Source organism: Bacteroidales bacterium (assembly GCA_041671145.1).
Taxonomy (GTDB): domain Bacteria; phylum Bacteroidota; class Bacteroidia; order Bacteroidales; family JAHJDW01; genus JAQUPB01.
This window is the reverse complement of sequence record JBAZBZ010000007.1, coordinates 11,965-35,267: the sequence shown is the minus strand read 5'-3', so window position 1 is coordinate 35,267 and position 23,303 is coordinate 11,965. Positions and strand designations below refer to the sequence as shown.

Below are 23,303 nucleotides of genomic sequence, written 5' to 3'. Positions count from 1 at the left end.
TGGGATTTTTGAGAATTCGCAGGAAAGTTTTAGAACCCCAAAAAAAATTTACAAAAGAAAAATAACTAAAAAGAAGCCCCGAAAAAACGGGGCTTCTGACTAATTATATGTATTGAAAGTGAAAAAAGATTCATTATGGTAATAGTGTTATGGTACCTCTTTCTGGCGGGTTGATGTTTCCATTTTGGTCTTTTAAAATTACTTCCCAAACATAAAGACCAGGTGCAGCTTTTTGCCCATTATTTTGTATTATTCCATCCCATTTCTTTGTAAAATCTGTTGTTTCAAATACCTTATTTCCTGTTCTGCTATCGAAAATTCTCATTCTAAATTCGTAGTTAGACAAATTTCCTTCAGGTCCTATTTTATCATTTAACCCATCACCGTTGGGTGAAAAAGCATTTGCCATTCTAAACAATTTTATTTTTACATCTACTTTCTTTAAACTATTTACAGAACATCCGTTGCCATTAGTTACAGTAAGCTGAACATTATAGCTGCCGTTTGTAACAAATTGATGTTCGGGATACAACTCATCAGAATTTCCGGCATCACCGAAGTTCCATATGTATTTATCAGAGTTCCTGTTATTAGGACTGAAAGAGTATTTGCCATCGTTAACCGCCCATGTGAATTCAGCATTCGGCGATGCTTTAACTACAACAGCAAGACCGGATGTTGATGTTCTTTTTGTTTTAGGATATTTTATTGTAAGTGTTACATTATAATTTCCGGCATCATTATATATATATGATGGACTCATTTGAGCAGATGTAATACCATTTCCGAAATTCCAAAAATAAAGCAAACTATCATTTTTTTCTTCAGGTGCGAAAGTTACTTTCAAAGGTGAACATCCTTCTCTTGAACTGATGCTGAATCCCGCATTAGGATTTCTCAGTATATTTGCAGTATTGTTAGGATTAACAATGGCTACGGGATTATTATTTTCAACAATATTATTCCAATTGTTGTTGCTATATGATTGAGTCGAAACAACCGGCGTAATCTGTCTGGTTTCTGTATTCCTCTTTGCATTTTCATAAACTCCATGCATTGCTATATTTTCATTGCCTGTGTTATTTTGCTGAGAATTCATATTGTCATTTGTATTCTTTACATCATTATCAGCATATGTATTAATATTATCCTTTTTGTTAATTTCAATATTATTTATTTTGTTATTGCTTTGTTTGATATTATTTTTATTATTAACATATAAATATGTGGTTAACACTGCAACTAATATAATTACAGATGCCGCACCAAAAATAAACTTTTTAGGAATAATGGTTTTGCTTTGAGGCAAACTCTTTTCGAGTTTTTCCCATCCTTTCGTATCGTAAGGAAGCTCTACGTTTTCGAGTTTATTCCGTATTAATTCATCAAAATTCATATTTTTATCTGCTAAACTCATTTTCATATATTTTTAATAATTCCTTTAATTTCAATTTTGCTCTTGACAAGCAGGATTTTGAAGTTCCAATATTTATATTAAGTTCTTTTGCTATCTCAATATGTGAGTAATTTTCCATAACAAACAAATTGAAAACAGCTCTGTATAATGGTTTTAATTCCTGAAGCTTTTTTAATATCAATTCTCCTTTTAACTCCAGATATTCCTCAGCAATTTGGATTTCATCTTCGCTCTCATGCCATTCAAACAAAACTTCATTTTCTAAATCCAGATTTTTGAAATCTTTTTTTCTCAAATAATCTATCGCCGTATTAACCATTATCTTCCTAATCCAGCCTTCCAAAGAACCTTTATTTTCAAACTTTTTTAAATTTTCAAAAACCTTTATAAAACCATCATGTAAAATATCTTTGGCTGTATCCATGTTATTTGAGTACCTCAAGCACACAAGTAACATTTTTTTATAAAACCCCTCATACAAACTCTGCTGACTCTTTCTGTCACCCTTTATACAACTTTTTAATAAGTTTTCAGCATTTATATCGTTTTTCAAGTTCATGATGACTTTCTATTTTAAAGACAAAAAAAAACGCCTGATGGTTGCAGAATTTCTATTTTTTTTACTAATATTTACAAATAAATTTCACAACAAACTGATTTACAAGTTATTTTTTGTATTTTTTTAAAGATTTTTTTTTACAAAAAAACACCTTTTTATTATTATACCGAAAATATTCGTGAGGGCATCATTAAAAACCCGCATCTCATCCTTAGAGTGCAATAATTCAAATCCTCTTTAATACAAAAAAATATTAATTCGGCTTAATAATTTCTGCTCTCCATTTTTTATGCCTTCAGAAATTATTGTTTCATTGATTCAAATGTTCTTTTCTCAAAAGGTCATTTATTGTTTTAACAGGATTAAATGTAATAAGCGGAACTTCTGCAAATATTGTTATCCATTTTGCCATTGCTCCGTTCCATAAACCAGGGAGTTCAAGAGCTTTTATTTCGGTGCCATCTTTTGATTTTGTTGAAATAAAACCTGTATCGGGGTCGGTAAAGTCAAGCAACTTAAATGGTATGTTTTTATAATTTCTTACGTTGCAAACGAGGTCAACCGGATTGAAGTGAGTAGATGCTTTATGAATTTCTTTTTGCTCACCATCATTCATGTTTATTTGAGAAGTCTCAACTACCTGCAATGATATTTGACCATTTTTATCTTTCACCCAAAATGGACCTCCTCCTGGTTCACCCTCATTTTTAACCATTCCACAAATTCTCACAGGACGATTAAGAACATTAAATAAATATTTTATCTTTTCATCTTTTTCTTTTTCGTCAAAATATTCAGGAAAACCGATGCAAAGTGTTTTCATTGAAAATTCTTTTATTTCGTCAATTTTTTTATCATTAATATTATTCTCAAGTTTCTGAAGGTAATTTTTTATTTTTTCTCTTATTTCTATCAGATAGCCTGCCAATACTTTTTTATACGTATAAGTTGTTTCTTTATAAATATCGGGAACAACATTATCAATATTTTTAATAAAAATAATTTCTCCTTTAATATCATTCAGATTTTCGATTAAAGCACCATGACCGGCAGGGCGAAAATGAATCGAACCGTCTTTTTCCCTAAACAATTCATTTTTCATATCAACAGCAACTGTATCGGTTGAAGATTTCTGAACCGAATATGAAATCATGAATTTTACTTTAAACATTTTTTCATAAGAAGGAAGAACAGAATTAATATGCTCAACAAATCTTTCAATATGTTCGGGTGAAAAAGTAAAATGAATGCTTACTGTATTTCCACAGCATTTACAGTAATTTGCTCCTTCCACCAAATGTTCTTCAAGAGAAGTTCTGTTTGAATTTTCGTATTTATGAAATTTCAATAATCCCTTCGGGAGATTTCCATAATCAAGTCCTTCTACTTTCAAAAGACAATTTATTATTTCATTGTATTTTTTTTCTTTCAGGCAAATATCAATATCTAAATTATTTTTTTTTAATGCACTTTTTAAATCGTCATAAAAAGCAAATTTTTTAATATTGGAAATAAAATTAAAAACTGAATTAAAACTTTTATCAGACAAATATTTTTCGTAATCATGCTCTGTGTTTTTATACCACTCGGTAAAAGAAAATAATGTTTTAAACATTCTTGTTGCGGCTCCCGATGCAGGAACAAATTTCATCACATTAGTTCCCGAAGCTACGTATTTATCATATTTCCGGCATAAATCGCCTGTTTCATTTTTCGTAAAAACTTTTATTCCGTTGCCATTTATTGCAGGCGCATCAAGAACAACAAAAGGAAATCCCTTTTTAAAATGCTCGATATGCCTTATTATTGCTTCTTTTCTTATTCCTTTTGCCGATATGTGCTGTAAATCTTTTTCGGAAAACATAAATCAAATTTAAAGTTTAAAAAGTTTTTATTTTTTTATCTTTGCAAATATAAACTGAAATCTTTAATCTGAAAATTAACTTTAAACTGAAAACTTTAAACTAACACAGCCCGGATGGCGGAATTGGTAGACGCGCTAGTTTCAGGTACTAGTGATTGTAAGATTGTGCAGGTTCGAGTCCTGTTCCGGGCACTGATTTAGTTTACAGTTAAATTGATTGCTATTAATAATAATTTTTATAAAAAATATTTTAGCAAATTCCCCTCTTAACTCATACTTCCTACATCATACCCCGCATTTATTATTAGATGCTAAGCCATTCATTATTAAAAGCCCTATTTTACTAAAATTTTCTAAACTTGAGTCCCCTCCGAAAACCCATTTTTTCGCCACCAAAACACAAAATTCTACTAAAAGTATTTGGTTGATATTCTTTATTTTGTAATATTTGGTGCTTTGGTGATTTTGTGGCATTTTTAATTTTACTTTTCGGAGTGGACTCAAACTTTAAACTATTTTTATTCCTGCGGATAGTCCAATGAATAATGTAATCCCCTACTTTCCTTTCTTCTAATTGCTGATTTGATAATTATATATGCGCAGTTTATTAAATTTCTCAATTCACATAATCGAGGTGTTATGATAGATTTTACATATAAATCCTCTGTTTCGCGATAAATTATTTCAAGCCTGTCCAAAGCACGTTTTAACCTTAAATTTGAACGAACAATACCAACATAATTGCTCATAATAAACTGCAATTCTTTCAGAGTTTGAGTAATAAGAACCATTTCCTCATTCAACACAGTTCCTTCGGAATTCCACTCAGGTACTTTCTCGCAATAACTGGCTGAAGATATTATTTTAACAGCGTCAATACTTGCTCTGTGCGAAAACACAATTGCTTCAAGCAAAGAGTTTGAAGCAAGACGGTTTGCCCCGTGCAATCCGGTTGAAGAACATTCACCAACAGCATATAGATTTTTTATTGATGTTTTTCCGAATTCATCTGTTTTAATTCCACCGCAAATATAATGTGCAGCAGGCACAACAGGAATCATATCTTTAGAAATGTCAACACCAATGCTCAGGCACTTAGCATAAATATTGGGAAAATGACTTATTAGTTCATTTTTATCAATATGCCTGCAATCAAGGCAAACATAGTCATCACCGCTGAGTTTCATTTCATTGTCAATTGCTCTCGCCACAATATCGCGAGGAGCAAGCGATTTACGCTTATCGTATTTTTCCATGAATTCTTTTCCATCGGCTGTTTTTAATATTGCACCGAAACCGCGTAATGCCTCGGTTATAAGAAATGATGGCTTTTCATCTGGATTATATAAAGATGTAGGATGAAACTGTATAAACTCCATGTTTTCAACCCTGCCTTTTGCCCTGTAAACCATGGACACTCCATCGCCTGTAGCAACTTCAGGATTTGTTGTAGTACTATATACGTTACCTGCTCCACCTGTAGCAATTAATGTTGTTTTTGACAAAATAGTATCAACCTTTCCAGATGGATTTAAAATGTATGCTCCATAACACATAATATCGGGAGTGTCTTTTGTTACTTTTATGCCAAGATGATGTTGAGTGATTATTTCAATCGCAAAATGATATTCGAAAATTTCTATATTAGGATGCTGAATTACTTTTTCAAGTAATGCTCTCTGGATTTCATAACCCGTATTGTCTTTGAAATGCAAAACCCTGAATTCTGAATGACCACCTTCTTTTGCAAGAGCATACTTTCCCGATTTGTCTTTGTCAAAATGAGTTCCCCAGTCAATCAACTCCTGAACTCTTTCGGTTGATTCCGTAATTGCAATTCTCACTATTTTTTCATCACATAAACCAGCACCAGCTTCGAGCGTATCTTTAATATGTTTTTCGTAAGTATCGGGAGTGTATAACACTGCTGCAATTCCACCTTGTGCATATCTCGTATTAGTTTCAGCAGCAGTTGATTTTGTAACGACACAGACCCTTCCATGTTCCGCAACCTTTAATGCATAGCTCAATCCTGCAATTCCTGAACCAATAACCAAAAAGTCAACTTTTTTTTGCATTTATAACACTTAATTATTTCCACCAAAGATACAAAGATTTTAGAGAGAGAAAAAAAATGAAAAATGAAGTTATGAAGCAGGATATTTTTCATACCTATTACTTCATACCTCGTATTTTTCTAATAACAAATTACTATTGACTTATGACTATCGACTTTCTTCCATTCAAACGACTCAATAAATCGAGCAATATCTTTTTTAATATATCCAATAACCGGAGCGATGGAATCGTTATTTGGCTTGGTATTGAAATACAAAGCACCTCTGATGAATTTTTTTGTACTGTCGGTTAAATAAAACTGAAGCGGTGATGCTGCTCCTATTCCTTCAATATCATATACAACTCCGAAAACTCTTTTTTTGGAGTTTATAATTGTATTTTCATTAATTGAATTTGCTTTTGGAATATGTTTATTAATAAAAGTATGAGAATCTTCAATATATTTTCCAAGATTATCATCAACTGTTTTATAACTAATATATATTTTAGCTTTATATTTCGGATATTCAATATTAATCCAGTATTGCTCTTTATTACGTTCGGTATCTTTAACAACTTTTGCATACAAAGAATAATCAAATTTGTAAGGATAAGATGTATCAAATGATTTGTATGAATGCTCAGGTAAATCAATTCTTAAATATCCTATCGGTTTTGGAATAAAATTATTATCATTTCCGCAGGAGCAAAAAAAGAATAATATAAAAAAAGAAAAAATAATACTGAGCAAACGTATATTATACATTATTTTATGGCATTAAATGAGAAATGAAATTGCTAAGATACAAATAAACCCTTTGTTTAACCTGATTTATTAATAACCTTTTAACAATCATAGCTCAGAACTGTACGCCCCCGAGCTATGAGAAAAAAAATAGAAATTAACAACAAGCCACAAACTACAAACGTTTTATTTTTTTGCAAATAATAAAGTAGAAACTTGTTTTTTCGCTTTTTAAAACGGGAGGTCGTCTTCAACCGGAGTTTCGTTTACAGCCGGAGCTTCGGTAGCAGCAACCGCATTATCAGACACCGCATGTTCTCCCGATGAATCTTCTTTTTTAGAACCGAGCATAACAAAATTATCTCCGATAATTTCGGTGATATATCTCTTGTTATTTTCCTTATCTGTCCATGAGCGGGTTCTCAGTTTGCCTTCAACATAAATCTGACTGCCTTTATGCAGATATTTTTCTGCAATTTCAGCCAGATTGCGCCACACAACAATATTATGCCATTCCGTTGTTGTAACTTTCTGCCCTTCCTTATTTTTATACGACTCACTTGTTGCCATGGTAAAACTTGCAACTTTTACATTATTTTCCAAGTGTCGGACTTCAGGATCCTTACCTAGATTACCGATTAAAATTACTCTGTTTACTCCTGCCATTGTTTATTAAGTTTAAATTAGTAAATAAATTGAACTATTTCTTTAACAGACAAATTTATGAAAATTATTAATCATATTTTTATCGGTAGCAAAATAACATATAAAAAACAAACGTGTCAAGCACATTTTAGAATTAGCTGGAATATTTTTAGAATTCGAATCACTTTTTTTAGAATTCGCTGAAAAACATGGTAATCGGTAATCGGTTTCACTAAATTGTTTCAGCAGTAGAAACTTTCCAATATTGTGTAGTTTCCGTCGAACATAGAAAAAGTTTTATTTCTACCAAAATGTCGCCTCTAACGAGGCTAAAAAAGTACCGTAGGTACGGTATTCTGGTAGAATAAGCAAATTTCAATTTATTAAAGTGCCGTAGGCACGAAATTATATAATGCAAACAAAATTTAGCCGGACAATAGCGAAAAAGTATTATTTTTTTTTGCTAATCACCGATTGCTTCTTAGTCCCCAAACTCTACACCCTATGCTCTACGCTCTATGCTCCATGCCCTCTGCCCCATACCCCGTTACCTTCTTGTTTGTTGTTCTGTGTTTATATTTTATTATTCTAATTAAAAAATGTGCATTAAAATAAATTTTATTATTTTTACCCTTTCAAATTTGAAGATATAAAAATGCCAATATTAGGTTCGATTATTAAAAGTGCAATTGACTTAAGGAAAAAGCTACCTTCTTCTGAAAAAATAAATGGTTATAAACTCCAAAAGAAAACTCTGAAGAAATTGCTAAAGAAAGGCAGCATCACAGCTTTCGGCGAAAAATACAACTTTCAGGAAATTTTAAAAGAAAAAAATATTGTCGAAGCTTATCAAAAGAATGTTCCGCTATTTGATTACAATCTTATATTTAGAAAATGGTGGTATCGTTCTTTAAACGGAGAACCATATGTTTGCTGGCCCGGAAATGTAAAATATTTTGCATTGAGTTCGGGAACTTCTGAAGCATCAAGTAAGCAGATACCGGTTACAAGTGACATGCTGAAATCAATTAAAAAAACAAGTATTCGTCAGATATTTTCTTTGGCATATTATGATTTTCCGAAAGAGTTTTACGAAAAAGGTATTTTAATGCTTGGCGGCAGCACCCATTTGAATTTTAACGGAACTTATTACGAGGGTGATTTATCGGGAATTACAGCAGGAAACATCCCTTTTTGGTTTCAACACTTTTATAAACCCGGCAGAAGAATTGCCAGAGGACGCGATTGGCCTACAAAACTCGACGAAATAGTTAAAAGTGCAAAAAATTGGGATATTGGCATTATTGCCGGTGTTCCTGCATGGATACAAATTTTACTTGAAAAAATAATAAGCTATTATAACGTTAAAACCATTCACGACATTTGGCCTAATTTATCTATTTATGTGCATGGTGGTGTTTCATTGGCTCCATACATCAAGGGGTTCGAAAAATTACTTGCAAAACCTCTGACTTATATTGAAACATATCTGGCATCCGAAGGATTTATTGCTTATCAAAGCCGTCCGAATACAAATTCGATGCAGATGGTTTTGAATAACGGATTATTTTACGAATTCATTCCATTCAATGAAGAAAATTTTGATAATGACGGAAATCTTAATGAAAATCCCAAAACTCTCACAATTGAACAAATTGAAGAAGATAAAGAATATGCATTACTCCTTACAACATGCTCCGGAGCTTACCGTTACCTTATAGGCGACACCATAAAATTTACATCAAAAAGCAAATGCGAAATAATAATTACAGGCAGAACAAAACACTTCCTAAGTATTTGTGGTGAACATTTATCGCAGGATAATATGAACAGGGCAATTCAAATGACAGAAGAACAAATGAATGTTGATATAAGAGAATTTGGCGTTGCAGGCATCAAATACGGAAGTTTATTTGCTCACAAGTGGTTTGTAGGTATCGACAATGTAGATGTTGACCCAAAGCAATTAAGTAAACTTATTGACCAAAACCTTAAAATATTAAATGACGACTATCGCGTTGAAAGAATTGAAGCCATAAAAGATGTTTTTGTAGAAATACTACCTTCTCAAATGTTTTACGACTGGATGAAAAAACACGGAAAAGAAGGAGGTCAAAATAAATTTCCGAGAGTTTTAAAAAATGCCAAGTTATCTGATTGGGAAGAATATATTAAACAAAATAAAAAAACAATCGAATAAAAGAACAAATGAACAAGCGAAAAGAAATTAAATGATAAGTATTGTATTAAAAGGATTATTATTTGGATTAGGATTATCAATTCTTATTGGTCCTGTTTTTTTTGCTTTAATTCATACAAGTATAAAACGCGGCTTTAGTGCAGGATTTGCTTTTGCCTTCGGAATTTTTCTCAGCGATTTAACATGTATATTTCTTTCAAATCTCGGATTATCTCAATTTGCTTATGAAACAAAATATAAAATAGGAATTGGCGTAACAGGTGGAATTATTATGATATTATTCGGAATTTATGAATTTTTTTATAAAGATAAAATAAAAGAAGATGTTGGTGTTGAAAGCTTACCACCAAAAAAAATAATTTATATTTTGAAGGCATTTGTTCTCAACACTATCAATCCTTTTGTAATAATATTCTGGCTTACTGCATCAGGAATTGTTCATACCGAATATGATTCTTCAGCAGAAATTTCGGTTTTCTTTTTAGCAACTCTGTGTACGGCTATATCAACCGATACATTAAAAGCTTTTATTGCTAATAAAACTAAATTTTTTCTGACACAAAAATTTTTATCATGGGTTCACAGAATTAGCGGAATATTGTTGATTTTATTCGGAATTATTTTAATTTGCAGGGTTTTTCTGAAATTGGCATAGCTTTTGCCGAAATAAAATTATTTTATTGCTTAATTGTTATAAACCAGCTATAAACCGTATTAACAGAGGATAAAAACAACAATTAGGCAATTTAATAATAAAGCCATTTATAGTATTATATACTTATAATATTAATATTCTTAATTAACTTTTTTTTAAAAAACCAAAACAAATGAAAAAGAAACTCTTTATTTTAATTGTATTACTATTTACGGTAATAGGATTTAGTCAGGTTATACAAAATACTAATCCAAAACAAAAAACCACACAAAAGCCAAAGCCGGCTCAATCTCAGGCAAAAGCAAACAAAGTTAAAACACAGCCAAAAGAGCAAACTCCCGACACTGTTATAAAATGGTATACTTTTCAGGAAGCCATAATTTTGAACAAACAAAATCCAAAAAAAATATTAATTGATTTATACACCGACTGGTGCGGATGGTGCAAAAGAATGGATGCCGTTACTTTTACAAACAAAGTAATTGCCAAATACATGAATACACATTATTATTGCGTAAAATTTAATTCCGAACGAAAAGACACAATTATTTTTAAAGAAGCTACATATATCAATCCTAACCCGACGGTTCCACGTTCAGCACATCAGCTTGCAATTACTCTGGTTAAAGGACAGTTGTCATATCCCAATTTTGTTTTCATGGACGAATCCATGAATGTTATACAAAATGTTCCGGGTTATCATCCTCCGTCTGAGTTCGAAGCAATAATGAAATTCTTCGGCGAAGATGCTTACAAAAAGCAGGATTTCGAAAGCTTTAAAAATTCTTTTGTAAAAGAAATAAAAGAATAAATTTAAACTTAAAGGTTACGCATCGAACCTAAAAGGTATGACATCAAAGCAAAAAGGTGCAACATCATACATAGAGACCAATATTTATTACTTTTGTTAAATATTCACAATGAAATATATAAAAGATTTCAAAATATTAAAAAACATCACAATTTCGGACGATACCTTTGTACTTGAATTGCAATTGCGACAAAAATTACCAATAATATTTCCAGGGCAATTTGTAGAAGTTTTAATCAACAAATCAAAAAACACTTTTTTAAGACGACCATTCTCAATACATGATGTAAACACATCAAAAAACACAATAAGTTTGTTTATTAAAAAAGTTGGTGAAGGCACCGAAGCACTTTCAAAATATAAAGTTGGAGATATTGTAAATATAATTTTTCCGCTTGGCAAAGGATTTAATCTGGTAAAAAATAAAAAAGTTTTATTGATTGGCGGGGGCTGTGGAATAGCACCATTGCTGTATTTATCAAAACGTTTGAATGAAAATAATAACGAAATTCATGTTTTGCTCGGAGGACGAAGCAAAGAAGATATAATTAAAATTAAAGAGTTTAAAAAATACGGAAAGGTTTATATTTCTACTGAAAACGGCTCTTTATGCGAAAGAGGACTGCTCACACAAAATTCAGTTTTAAAAAATAATTTCGACAAAATATATGCTTGCGGTCCAGCTCCAATGCTTAAAGCTGTTGCAAAAATCGCAAAAGAAAAAAATACCGAATGTGAAGTTTCACTCGAAAACATCATGGCATGCGGAATAGGTGCATGTTTATGTTGCGTAGTTGAAACAAAAAAAGGAAACCAATGTGTTTGCACCGAAGGTCCTGTTTTTAACATAAATGATTTAACATGGCAGATTTAAGCATTAACATAAAAAAATTATTGTTCAAAAATCCTGTTCTCACTGCATCGGGCACATTCGGATATGGTGAGGAATTTGAAGATTTCATTGCCTTGAATAAATTAGGTGGTTTTATTACAAAAGGAACGACCTTGAAAAGCCGCGAAGGAAACGCTTATCCGCGGGTGCACGAAACAGCATCGGGAATGCTGAATGCAGTAGGGCTTCAAAACAAAGGCATTGATTATTTTATTAAAACCACTTACCCTATAATAAAAGATTTAAATACAAATATTATTGTTAATGTTTCCGGCTCTACAATTGAAGATTATACTGCAGTGGCTGAAAAATTAAATGCTCTTGAAAAAATCCCTGCAATTGAATTAAACATTTCATGCCCGAATGTAAAGCAAGGCGGAATGGCTTTCGGAACAAGTTGCAAATCGGCAGCCGAAGTTACTAAAGCAATACGTAAAACATATAAAAAAATTCTTATCGTTAAGCTTTCCCCTAATGTAACAGACATCACCGAAATAGCACGTGCAGTTGAAGCTGAAGGTGCTGATGCAGTTTCATTAATCAATACATTGCTTGGTATGGCAATTGATGCCGAAATCCGCAAGCCCGTATTATCAACTGTTACAGGAGGATTATCGGGTCCGTGTATAAAACCAATTGCATTGCGAATGGTTTGGCAAACATATAAAGCAGTAAAAATTCCGATAATCGGATTAGGTGGAATAATGAATGCTGCCGATGCAATTGAATTTTTTCTTGCCGGTGCTACCGCAATTCAAATCGGCACGGCAAATTTTATTGACCCGCAAACAAGCTTAAAAGTCATAAAAGGAATTGAAAATTATTTAAGTAAACATAAAATAAATTCCATAAACGAACTCGTAGGTAAATTGTCAATAGAATAAATTTAGGATTTAGGATTTGCGATTTTGGAATTAAATTATTCGAGATATCCGATAAGAAGAACAAACCATTAACTATTAACAGCTTTAATAACACAATTCCACAGCAGGTCGGCAGTTTTTTGCCATGAAAAACTCTGACGGCGAATTTGTCCTTTTTTTATTAAATCTGCGCTTACACTTTTATCTTTAGCTATTTTCAGCATTGCATCGCAAATTGATTTGGGAGAAAACGGGTCAACAAGAAGTGCGGCATCGCCTGCAATTTCGGGCATTGACGTGCAGTTTGAAGTTATCACAGGAGTATCGCAATACATTGCTTCAACTATCGGAATTCCGAATCCCTCGAAATATGAAACGTAAGTGAGAGCGAGAGCGGCACCAAGAACATTTTTTAATTCGTTTGGCAAGAGCCAACCACAAAAAATCACATCATTTTTGTGTTTCATTTCATCAAAAACAGTATTTGTTTTTTTTGTCCACCATTGCTTTTCACCAATCACCAATAGTTTTATATCCGAACTGTATTCTTCCTTGAAAATTTCAAATGCTTTAAAAAGATTAATAAGATTTTTTCTCGGCTGTATTGAGCTTATAAAAACGAAATATGGAGAATTATCAGTATATTTTTCGCGTACTACCTTTTTTTCAACTTCAAAAAGTGGATTATAAATTTCGTTTGAACCGTTATAAACGACATCAATTTTATCGGGATTTATTTTATAAAGTTCAACTATGTCATTTTTTGAAAATTCCGAAACTGTTGCTATACGTTTTGATTTTCGTGCAAACCTGCGGAAAAAAAACCTATAATAAGTTCTTGTTAAAAAAGGTAAATGCTCGGGCAGATGTTCAAAATTAATATCATGTATTACGCTTATGGTTTTCACCTGAGACGAAAGAGAAACAAAACCATCGGGAGAAAGAAATACATCGGGTTTGATTTTTCTTAAAATTCTGTTAATTGAATATTCAAACCAAATAACATAAAGAAATGGGTGACGGGCGGGAGGTCCAATAATAACTGGCTTGATATTTTCTGCAAAAATAAACTCACTGCTATGTTGCCGGTCAAAAATGAAATAAAATTCATGTTCGGGATGCTGCTGAGTAATTCTTTTCAGCGTTTCATACGAAAACCAACCTATGCCGTCAAGCTTGTTTTTTATTAAAAGTCGGGTATTTACAGCAATTTTCATTTATTTTTTAACAATTACAATAAACAATATATATTTAAAGTTTTTTTAATAATCAACAAAGTTAAAATTTGTTATTTACAAAAAAAATTGTTTTATATATTGGCGTATGTATACAAAGTCATAAATTAGCCACAGATTTAAAATTATTTGCTTTTAAATCTGTGAATTTATGGCTAATATTTTCTAAAATTGATACATTTGCACTTCAAGTTTTATGCATAAAAAATTTATAAAGAATATAAGTTTAATTCTATTTCTAAACCTGCTGATAAAACCAATTTGGATTTTTGGGTTTGACAGAGTAGTGCAGAATCAGGTTGGAGTTGCCGACTATGGTTTTTATTTTGCCGTATTAAATTTCTCATTTCTTTTTAATATTCTTCTTGATTTCGGAATAATTAATTTCAATAATATTAATATTGCGCAGAATAATCATTTGTTACGCAAGCATCTTTCAAGCATTATTGTATTAAAACTTATTCTCGGTATTATTTATCTGATAATAACTTTTATTTGTGCGTATTTCATAAAATATTCCTTTGACCACTTGCTCTTTTTGATTTTACTTGCATTTCAGCAATTTTTAATTTCTTTTATAATGTATCTCCGTTCAAATCTTTCGGGACTGCATTTATTCAAAATTGATAGTTTTATTTCCATTCTCGACAGATTAATTATGATACCCATTTGTGCTTTATTTTTATGGGGAAATCTTCCGATAAAGTTTACAATCGGAATATATGCTGCAATAATTACTTTCGGATATTTGGTAACAGCAATAATTGCAATGATTATTGTTTTCAGAAAAGCAAAATCAAAATTCCTGAAACTAAAATGGAATTTTCCATTTTCGCTAATGATAATAAGACATAGCTTTCCTTTCGCAATTCTTGTATTACTAATGACTTTCTACAATAGAATTGATACAGTTATGCTTGAAAGAATGCTGCCTAATGGAGCAGAACAGTCAGGAGTTTACGCTTCTGCATATCGTTTGCTTGACGGAACAAATATGATTGCATTTTTGTTTGCAGGCATGCTATTGCCTATTTATGCAAGAATGCTGAAGTTTAAAGATAATGTTGAAGATATGGTAAAGTTATCTTATACTTTGCTTATTGTTCCTGCATTGATAATAGCCGCAGGTTCTTTTTTCTATAATAAAGAAATCATGATGCTTTTGTATCCTAAACAAAAATTCGAAATAGCAGAAATATATAACATACGGATACACCAATCGTCGGTGATATTTTCTATTTTAATGGGTTGCTTTATATGCATTTCAACAATGTATATTTTCAGCACATTGCTTACGGCAAATAAAAATTTAAAACAACTTAACATTATTGCGGGGTGCGGAATGATTATAAATATAACTTTAAATATATTTCTTATTCCGCGGTATCAGGCAATAGGTTCGGCGCTTGCAAGCTTAACAACCCAATTTCTGGTTGCCACAACGCAGGTTTTTTATGTACAAAAAATTTTCCGTTTTAAAATAAATTATAAGTTACTTGGTCTATTACTCATATTTATTATCGGAATATTTATAATAAATTACGCTTCAAAAAATTATTTGCATTTCAAATGGTTTGTCAATTTCTGCATTATGATTATTTCCTGTTTTATCCTCGCATTTGCAATTAGAATAATAAGTATAAAAGCGATTTACAACATACTTAAATATGGTTGACATTAAAAATATCACCAAAATAAAATAATTATCTTTTTTTAATTATCTATTGTTTTAATTTTGAGCTCACGATACATTATGAAACAAAAAGGTATCTACAAAAACTCAATTTTCAGTTTTTGAAGTGCTTAACAGATAATTTTATTTTTTAAATATTTTTCTAACTTTGCAAAAAACTTCAAAAACAATAAATGAACCGGCAATGAATTATTTTGATTCCGAAAATCTTTTCAAAGTTGTTAACAAGTGGCGAAAAATTCTGCTGATATTAATAAGTGTAACTTTAATCATTTCATATTCCGGCACATTTCTTATAAAACCAAAATATAAAGCAACCGTTATACTCTTGCCCTGTTCAACAAATTCAATTTCCAAAGCATTAATAAGTATAAACCCAACAAGCAAAGAGGATATCATGGAATTCGGCAGCGATGAAAAAGTAGAACAAATGCTGCAAATACTTAATTCAAGTGAAGTAAGGGACCGAATTATAAATAAATTCAACCTGATGGAGCATTACGATATCAATTTCAATTCAAGATACCCATATACAAAACTTTACAATAAATATAAAAAACTGATTACTTTCAAAAAAAATGAATATATGGCTGTTGAAATAGACGTACTTGATTGCAACCCCCAAACTGCAGCCGATATTGCAAACGAAATCACAAATTCATTCGATACTATTATAAATAAAACACAAAAAGAAAGAGCAAAAATAGGATTTAATATAGTTAAGAATGAATATGACCTTTTCGAAAAACACATTAAAGATTTGGAAGATTCGCTAAATAAATTAAGAGGATTGGGTGTTCTTGAATACGAAAAACAAGCCGAAGTCATAACAGATCAAATGAGTGCAGCAACAGCAAGAAACAACAATTCTGGTGCTAAAATACTTGAAGAAAAATTACAAGTGCTTGCGAAATATGGAGGAAAATATGTTTCATTGAGAGATGAAGTAATTTATGACAAAGAAAAATTAAGTGATTTAAAACTTAAATATCAGGAAGCAAAAATTGATGCCGAGCAAAATATTCCACAGAAGTTTATAATCGAAAAAGCACTGAAACCCGAAAAAGCATCATATCCCATACGATGGCTGCTCACAGCACTTACCACTTTTTGCACTTTATTAGTCAGTATTATAGTAATTATTATTATTGAAAAACAAAAACCATAAACATAAAAATTATCATGGAAAATAAATTTAACAGTATTGCCATTATTGGAACAATATACAAATGGCGAAAACATTTTATAATCATTGTTGGCATTTCGGTAGTTTTATCGGCAATATTCTCCGAACCTTTTTTTATTAAGCCAAAATATAAATCGGAGGCAATAGTATATCCAATAAATCTTCAGCCATATTCAGGTGAAACACCTACCGAACAATTAATCCAAATGTTCGAAGCAATGGATGTAACAAATGACATTATTAAAAAATTCAATCTGGGTAACCATTATAGGATTAAAAGCAAAACAAAATCATACTACAGCAAGCTCTTAAAAGAATTCAAATCGAACATTTCAATTAAGAAAACAGAATATGAGTCCGTTAAAATAGTTGTTTACGATATTGACCCTGACACAGCTTCATTGATTGTACAATCATTTATTGATTATGTGAACAAAAAAATCACCACATCATTTCGCATAAAAGTAAACGAAGTTGTTAAAATAAATAAAGACCGGCTTGAAAGCAAAAGAAAAGAAATGGATTCAATGGAAAATGTACTTCAGCATCTTAGAATTAATTATGAAATACTCGACTATCCTGCACAAGCAAGAGAAGCAACAAAAGCACAATTAAAAAAAATATCTCAATCAGGAAAATCTTCTCCGAAAATTGATACTCTTGTAAAAAACCTCGAACATAAAGGAGGACTTTATGCTTCTACAAGTGAACATTTATGGAGAATACGGGGCAGTTATAATGACCTCAAAACAACTTATGAAAATACAATTAATGACTATGAAAAAAAATTATCGTATTGCACAGTTGTAACAAGCCCCTACCCTGCTGATAAAAAATCTTATCCAATAAGGTGGCTCATAGTTTTATGTACAGCAGTCGGAACTTTTGTTATGATGATTCTAATCGTTAACATCGTCGAAAAATACAAGTCCTTCATGGATTATATAAAAAGTGAAATACAAAAAATTCAATAATATTTTCTCTTGCTCGAACAATACAAAATAAAATGGGTGTATGTTATAAGTGTGATTTTTATTGCACTTACAACTTTGTTTGTTGCATTTGAGAATTATTGGATTTATGCAATTCCATTTATAGTTCTTGTTGCACTGATGTTTGTTTTTTCCTTTGATAAACTCATATTACTTATCGTTTTTTTTACGCCTCTTTCAATAAAGCTGGATGATACAACACTCAATTACGACATAGGAGCGTCAATACCCACTGAACCATTGATATTCGGCATCATGCTTTTGTTTTTCTTTAAAATTTTACTCAATGAAACTCCCGACAGGAAAATATTGAAACATCCTTTAACAATTGCTATCATTGCAAATCTGATATGGATGGCTATCACCTCTCTTACCAGCACCGACATTATTGTTTCACTAAAATATTTCACTTCAAGATTGTGGTTTGTTATAGTATTTTATTTTATCGGAGTTGAATTATTCAAAAATTTTAAAAATGCAAAAACATTTTTATGGTTGTATATTATTCCATTTGCCGGAGTTATAGTTTATACTATAACAAATCATATTGCAAACGGTCTCACTCACAAATCAGCAAATTGGGTTATGACACCTTTTTACAACGACCATACTGCTTACGGAGCTGCCTTAGCAATGTTTTTACCGGTTATAGGAAGTTTTGTTTTCAACAAAAAATATTCTCCTAACCTTCGTATTATATGCTTCATTTTATTTGCTCTTTTTTGCACAGGTATCGTATTATCGTATGCAAGAGCAGCATGGGTAAGTTTAGTTCCCGCGTTATTGGTACTTTTGATTCTTCTTTTTAAAATTAAAACACATTATGTAATAATGATTTTTGTAGTTTCCGTATGCTTATTTTTTTCCTTTAAAAACGAATTGTTTTTTAATATTGAGAAAAACAAACAGGATTCATCTACCGATATACAAAAACACCTTCAATCCATATCAAATGTTTCATCGGACGCATCTAATCTGGAACGAATAAACAGATGGAATTCCGCAATAAGAATGTTTAAGGAAAAACCCATTTTTGGCTGGGGTCCTGGTACATATCAGTTTGAATATGCACCTTACCAACTTTCAAAAGATAAAACAATAATAAGTACAAATTTCGGTGATAACGGAAATGCTCACAGCGAGTACATCGGACCACTAACTGAATCGGGAATACTCGGCAGTCTGACTTTTATCGTAATCACGTTTATTTCTCTTTTTACAGGAATTAAAGTTTACAAAAGAGCTGCCGACAAAGAAGTAAAACTCATTGTCCTTGCGTTGATACTTGGATTAATTACATATTTCACCCACGGCACAATGAATAATTTCCTTGACACCGATAAAGCTTCTGTTCCATTCTGGGCATTTCTGGCAATTTTTACAATTCTTGACATTCAACAAAAAGCAGAGAAAAATACGACTTCTAATAATCAGTAAATTATTTTGTTTAATTGATAATTTTGCATTAATAAAATGCATTCTTAATTTTAAATATTATGAGAAAATATTTGATGTTTCTAACTGCAGCATTACTATTGATTACAAAGCAAGATTTGTTTTCTCAAAACAGTGATTTAGCTGTAGTACTTTACGAATCATCTGTCAACAAGGTTCTCAAGGCAATTGGTTCTTTCAGTGGTGAAAATGAATACAAAACCTTTCTGTTAAGCGGAAAATACAAATGGACAGCCACTGATTCAAAAGTAACTTTACAGGAAAACAAAGCCCGTTTTACTTCAAACATAAAAGTGGAAGTCGGCTCATTAAGTTATACCGATGAGGTTGAAGGTGAAATTAAGGTATCATACAATCAGCAAAAAAACAAGCTTGAATTGAAACTTGTAACTGCAATATTTGAAATTTACACTAAAGTTTTGGGTCAAAAAATTGTTGTGAATAGAATCGACCTTGCTGATTTTTATAAAGACCCGCTCGAGTTCGATGGTCCACTTGCATATCAATCGGAAATGCCCTTTTCAATGCCTGACAATACTGTAAAAAAAATAGCCGCGAAAATTAAAAAATGTACAATATTGATTCTGCCGTTAAAAATAATTATGAATGCCGACTTGGATTTTTGTGAAGTAAAATAAAATAATCAATACTTAAAGTTAAAAAACTTAAACTCTAATTAGACACTTTGTATTTTATAATCTTTTAAATGAAAAAAATAATCATTTCTTTAATAAAACAGTTTATTTTCTTGTTTTTATTTTTTGCATTTGCAAAATTTATTTTTCTGATTTTTTATTTCAACAAATTAAATGATATTGATTTCATTTCAATTTCAGCAGTTTTCTTTCATTCGCTGAAACTTGATTTATCAACCGCCTGCTATATTATTATTTTACCATCATTTCTTCTTTTTATTCAATCATTATTCAATCTGAAATGGATAAATTTCATTAATAAACTATATTACACAATAGTTATTTTTGTTTACTCATTGATTTCTTCGGCAGAACTTGGTTTATATGAAGAATGGCAAACCAAACTAAATTATAAAGCTCTTTTATATCTTAAACATCCGGGAGAAATTGTTTCTTCGGTTTCCTCAATATACTTTGTTGTTTTAATTGCATTGCTTTTATTTCAATTCTTTGCGGGATTTTATTTTTATAAGAAATATTTTTTTACTCAAATTAATTATTTAAAAAGAAATATTCTTTTCTCGGTATTTTTTTTAATTGCCGCTCCTGTTCTTTTGTTCATAGGACTTCGCGGAGGCACACAGCAAATTCCCATCAATCAAAGCGAATCATATTTTTCAAAAAACATGTTCTTAAATATTGCAGCAGTTAATTCGGGATGGAATATTATTCAAAGCATTCAGGAAAATAAAAAATATATTGACAAAAATCCTTTTATATATTTTTCAACTATTGAAGCGAATAATACTGTTGACATGATTAAAAAAAATCAAAAAGACACAACTATAATTATACTTAAGTCAAAAAAACCGAATGTAATTTTATTTATTCTTGAAGGTTGGTCGGCTGATGTGATTGAATCGCTCGGCGGTGACGCAGGTATTACTCCGCATTTCAGAGAAATGGAAAAAGAAGGAATGCTTTTTACAAATTTTTATGCAAGCGGAGCCCGTTCAGAACAAGGCATGGCTGCCATATTTGGTGGTTTTCCATCCACTCCTTATTCTGCAATAACAAATCAGCCAAGCATGTTTGTGAAGCTTCCAAGCTTCAGCAAAACGCTGCACGACGATGGTTACAAAACTTCATTTTTTTTCGGGGGACAATTAATTTATGGAAATATAAAAGGATACATTTTATTCAATCAGTTTGAAAAAATCACCGAAGTATCTGATTTTTCTAAAAATATTCCACAAGGCAAACTCGGAATTCATGATGAATTTATTTTTAATAAAATGCTTTATGATTTAAAAACAGAAACACCACCTTTTCTATATTCTGTTTTCACTCTAAGCACACATAGCCCTTACGACATTCCCTCAAAAGAAAATTTTATCTGGAAAAAACACGGCGAAGATTATATTAAATCTGTGCATTATGCCGACAGATGCATTTATGATTTTATAAATGAAGCAAAAAAACAAAAATGGTTCGATAATACTTTATTTGTTTTTGTTTCCGACCACGGACACGATACTTATAAAAATTGGAATTTCTATTCACCACAATATCACAAAATCCCATTTCTTTTATTCGGAAATGTAATTAAAAAAGAATATCGCGGAAAACAAATTTCAAAAATCGGCTCACAATGCGATATCGCTGCAACACTTCTATCTCAACTCGGTTATGACAATAAAAATTTTAAATGGAGTAAAAATTTATTAAATCCTTATTGTCCCGAATATGCTTATTTTGCTGTTGAAGACGGCGGCATGGGCTGGATTCGACCGGATAATCATTTTGTTTGGGCTCAAAATACAAACTCTTTTTACGAAATTTCAATTAGAAATATTAATAAAGATAGTTTGCTGAAAGAAGGAAAATCTTATCTGCAGGTGCTTTTTCAGGAATACATTAGTTACTAAAAGCATTCCTCAACTCATTATTTTAGTTTTCCAATTACCGCATCGGTCATTTGTTTTGTTGAGGCAGCACCTTTTTCAATTACGTCTGGTGAGCCGGACATTTTAAGCATATCGTAAGCTTTTGTTTTTCCCTCTTCAATAACCTTTGCAACAGCTTTTCTTATTTTTTCTGCTTTTTCTATTTCGCCTATATGGTCGAGCATCATGCAAGCCGAAAGTACCATGGCTATTGGATTTACGATAGAAGTTTTATATTCGGCATATTTGGGAGCCGAACCGTGCGTAGGCTCAAATACTGCAACTTCTTTACCGATATTTGCACTGCAAGCAAATCCCAAACCACCCACCAATCCAGCAAAACCATCGGAAACAATATCTCCGAACATATTTCCTGCAACAATTACATTATATTTTTCGGGATTTTTTGTGAGCCACATCATTTGCGCATCAATGTTTACATCAACAACTTTAATATCGGGGTATTCATTTTTGCTCATTTCCTGAGCTACTTTAAGCATCATTCCCGATGTTTCTCTTATAACATTTGGTTTTTCACAAACTGTTAATTCTTTGAACTCTCTTTTTTTTGCGTATTCAAATGCTGCTTTTACAATTCTTGTAACATATTTTTTTGTGAAAATTCTTGTGGAAACTGCCAGCTCTTCTCTCGGACACCATGCGAAATTTTCTCTGAATTTAGGATGAGTCATAAGTGCATCATAAACTTTGTCGGGAGGGTTTGTCCATTCAACTCCGCCATATAATCCTTCAGTATTCTGGCGAAATATCATCGTATCAATTTCGGGTTCTTCAATTGTATTTTTTCTCCCTTTACGGATGAAATTAAGCGGATTGCCTTTGAATGTTTTGCAGGGACGCATGCAAATATCAAGGTCGAAATGCTGACGCATTGCAACTATAGGACTGTAATAAACAAAACCTTTATCTTTAAGTTCGGGATTTAATTCTGCTGCTGCTTTATCTTTTGGTTTGGAAGTAATAGCGCCGAACAATCCTATTTTGTTATCTTCCAGAAGTTTAACAGTGCGTTCAGGTAATGGGTTGCCTTCCTTGCACCAGAATTCCCAGCCAATATCACCATGTATATATTCAGCTTCGAATTTAACGGCATCTAAAACCCTTATAGATTCATATAATACTGCTTTTCCAATTCCGTCTCCGGGCATTGTGATTATTTTTCTTTTTGCCATAATTACTTTTTTAATTTCTTCTCAAAAATAAACTATGTTTTTAAATAAACAAAAATTTAACAAAAATGGATAATTGAAAAAATATTCAGGGGATTTATTATATGTTAAGAATAATGCTATAAAAGAAAAAATGAATAAAAGCTTTAATATTAAAATAAAACCTTTTTTAAATAATATTTCTGTTTACAGCTTTTGCAATGGGTTTCAATGTTTCGAACAATTCCGAGAATTCTTTGTGATTCAATTGCTGCGATGCATC

General features: G+C 31.5%; 19 protein-coding genes and 1 tRNA gene. 12 read left to right on the top strand and 8 right to left on the bottom strand.

The annotated features are described in order from the left end of the window. Positions 1 to 133: 133 nt before the first annotated feature. The 3 genes from WC223_04025 to WC223_04015 form a co-directional block, all read right to left on the bottom strand. On the bottom strand, positions 134 to 1,417 hold the full coding sequence (locus WC223_04025) for a PKD domain-containing protein (protein ID MFA6923402.1): 1,284 nt from the start codon (positions 1,415 to 1,417) through the stop codon (positions 134 to 136). Then, on the bottom strand, positions 1,401 to 1,976 hold the full coding sequence (locus tag WC223_04020; GenBank protein MFA6923401.1) for an RNA polymerase sigma factor: 576 nt from the start codon (positions 1,974 to 1,976) through the stop codon (positions 1,401 to 1,403). The genes WC223_04025 and WC223_04020 overlap by 17 nt, the downstream gene beginning before the upstream one ends. 310 nt (positions 1,977 to 2,286) lie before the next feature. Then, the gene (locus WC223_04015; GenBank protein ID MFA6923400.1) at positions 2,287 to 3,840 is read right to left on the bottom strand and encodes a DUF4301 family protein; all 1,554 of its coding nucleotides are present in this window, start codon (positions 3,838 to 3,840) and stop codon (positions 2,287 to 2,289) included. Positions 3,841 to 3,948: 108 nt separating this feature from the next. Between WC223_04015 and WC223_04010 the strand changes: the two genes are divergently transcribed. Beyond that, positions 3,949 to 4,032: transfer RNA gene (locus tag WC223_04010), tRNA-Leu, on the top strand. A 326-nt stretch (positions 4,033 to 4,358) separates the two neighbouring features. Here WC223_04010 and nadB read toward each other — a convergent pair. The 3 genes from nadB to WC223_03995 all read right to left on the bottom strand — a co-directional run bounded on the left by nadB (position 4,359) and on the right by WC223_03995 (position 7,309). After that, positions 4,359 to 5,918: an L-aspartate oxidase gene (gene nadB / locus WC223_04005; protein ID MFA6923399.1), complete on the bottom strand. Its 1,560-nt coding sequence runs from the start codon at positions 5,916 to 5,918 to the stop codon at positions 4,359 to 4,361. Positions 5,919 to 6,037: 119 nt separating this feature from the next. Further along, positions 6,038 to 6,664 carry a gliding motility lipoprotein GldD gene (gldD, locus tag WC223_04000; GenBank protein MFA6923398.1) on the bottom strand — a complete coding sequence of 209 codons (627 nt, stop codon included), beginning with the start codon at positions 6,662 to 6,664 and terminating at the stop codon, positions 6,038 to 6,040. A gap of 210 nt (positions 6,665 to 6,874) precedes the next feature. Next, positions 6,875 to 7,309 carry a single-stranded DNA-binding protein gene (locus WC223_03995; GenBank protein ID MFA6923397.1) on the bottom strand — a complete coding sequence of 145 codons (435 nt, stop codon included), beginning with the start codon at positions 7,307 to 7,309 and terminating at the stop codon, positions 6,875 to 6,877. A 634-nt stretch (positions 7,310 to 7,943) separates the two neighbouring features. Between WC223_03995 and WC223_03990 the strand changes: the two genes are divergently transcribed. From WC223_03990 to WC223_03970, 5 genes are all read left to right on the top strand, one after another. Further along, positions 7,944 to 9,488 (top strand): GH3 auxin-responsive promoter family protein, encoded by a 1,545-nt coding sequence (locus WC223_03990; protein ID MFA6923396.1) that lies wholly within the window; start codon positions 7,944 to 7,946, stop codon positions 9,486 to 9,488. A 31-nt stretch (positions 9,489 to 9,519) separates the two neighbouring features. Next, a complete protein-coding gene (locus tag WC223_03985; GenBank protein MFA6923395.1) occupies positions 9,520 to 10,143 on the top strand; it encodes a LysE family transporter in 624 nt (207 codons plus the stop codon). A 172-nt stretch (positions 10,144 to 10,315) separates the two neighbouring features. Then, on the top strand, positions 10,316 to 10,954 hold the full coding sequence (locus WC223_03980; protein MFA6923394.1) for a DUF255 domain-containing protein: 639 nt from the start codon (positions 10,316 to 10,318) through the stop codon (positions 10,952 to 10,954). A gap of 109 nt (positions 10,955 to 11,063) precedes the next feature. Continuing rightward, on the top strand, positions 11,064 to 11,828 hold the full coding sequence (locus tag WC223_03975) for a dihydroorotate dehydrogenase electron transfer subunit (GenBank protein MFA6923393.1): 765 nt from the start codon (positions 11,064 to 11,066) through the stop codon (positions 11,826 to 11,828). Beyond that, the gene (locus tag WC223_03970) at positions 11,816 to 12,730 is read left to right on the top strand and encodes a dihydroorotate dehydrogenase (protein MFA6923392.1); all 915 of its coding nucleotides are present in this window, start codon (positions 11,816 to 11,818) and stop codon (positions 12,728 to 12,730) included. Before WC223_03975 ends, WC223_03970 begins: the two co-directional genes overlap by 13 nt. Positions 12,731 to 12,798: 68 nt before the next feature. Here the strand turns inward: WC223_03970 and WC223_03965 are convergent, their stop codons facing one another. Then, positions 12,799 to 13,926 carry a glycosyltransferase family 1 protein gene (locus WC223_03965; GenBank protein MFA6923391.1) on the bottom strand — a complete coding sequence of 376 codons (1,128 nt, stop codon included), beginning with the start codon at positions 13,924 to 13,926 and terminating at the stop codon, positions 12,799 to 12,801. Between the two features lie 214 nt (positions 13,927 to 14,140). Here WC223_03965 and WC223_03960 point away from each other — a divergent pair, with 214 nt between their 5' ends. The 6 genes from WC223_03960 to WC223_03935 all read left to right on the top strand — a co-directional run bounded on the left by WC223_03960 (position 14,141) and on the right by WC223_03935 (position 21,833). Next, on the top strand, positions 14,141 to 15,619 hold the full coding sequence (locus WC223_03960) for an oligosaccharide flippase family protein (protein MFA6923390.1): 1,479 nt from the start codon (positions 14,141 to 14,143) through the stop codon (positions 15,617 to 15,619). A gap of 202 nt (positions 15,620 to 15,821) precedes the next feature. Further along, complete coding sequence (locus WC223_03955) at positions 15,822 to 16,805, top strand: Wzz/FepE/Etk N-terminal domain-containing protein (protein MFA6923389.1); 984 nt, start codon at positions 15,822 to 15,824, stop codon at positions 16,803 to 16,805. A gap of 14 nt (positions 16,806 to 16,819) precedes the next feature. Beyond that, on the top strand, positions 16,820 to 17,797 hold the full coding sequence (locus WC223_03950; GenBank protein MFA6923388.1) for a Wzz/FepE/Etk N-terminal domain-containing protein: 978 nt from the start codon (positions 16,820 to 16,822) through the stop codon (positions 17,795 to 17,797). 9 nt (positions 17,798 to 17,806) lie between these two features. Next, entirely contained in the window at positions 17,807 to 19,252 is a 1,446-nt protein-coding gene (locus WC223_03945; protein ID MFA6923387.1) for an O-antigen ligase family protein, read from the top strand. Positions 19,253 to 19,311: 59 nt separating this feature from the next. Further along, positions 19,312 to 19,908, top strand: a complete 597-nt coding sequence (locus WC223_03940; GenBank protein MFA6923386.1) for a hypothetical protein — start codon at positions 19,312 to 19,314, stop codon at positions 19,906 to 19,908. Between the two features lie 68 nt (positions 19,909 to 19,976). Beyond that, entirely contained in the window at positions 19,977 to 21,833 is a 1,857-nt protein-coding gene (locus WC223_03935) for an LTA synthase family protein (protein MFA6923385.1), read from the top strand. A 17-nt stretch (positions 21,834 to 21,850) separates the two neighbouring features. On the opposite strand, the gene WC223_03930 is transcribed toward WC223_03935, so the two are convergent. Beyond that, on the bottom strand, positions 21,851 to 23,044 hold the full coding sequence (locus tag WC223_03930; GenBank protein ID MFA6923384.1) for an isocitrate/isopropylmalate family dehydrogenase: 1,194 nt from the start codon (positions 23,042 to 23,044) through the stop codon (positions 21,851 to 21,853). Between the last annotated feature and the right edge of the window lie 259 nt (positions 23,045 to 23,303).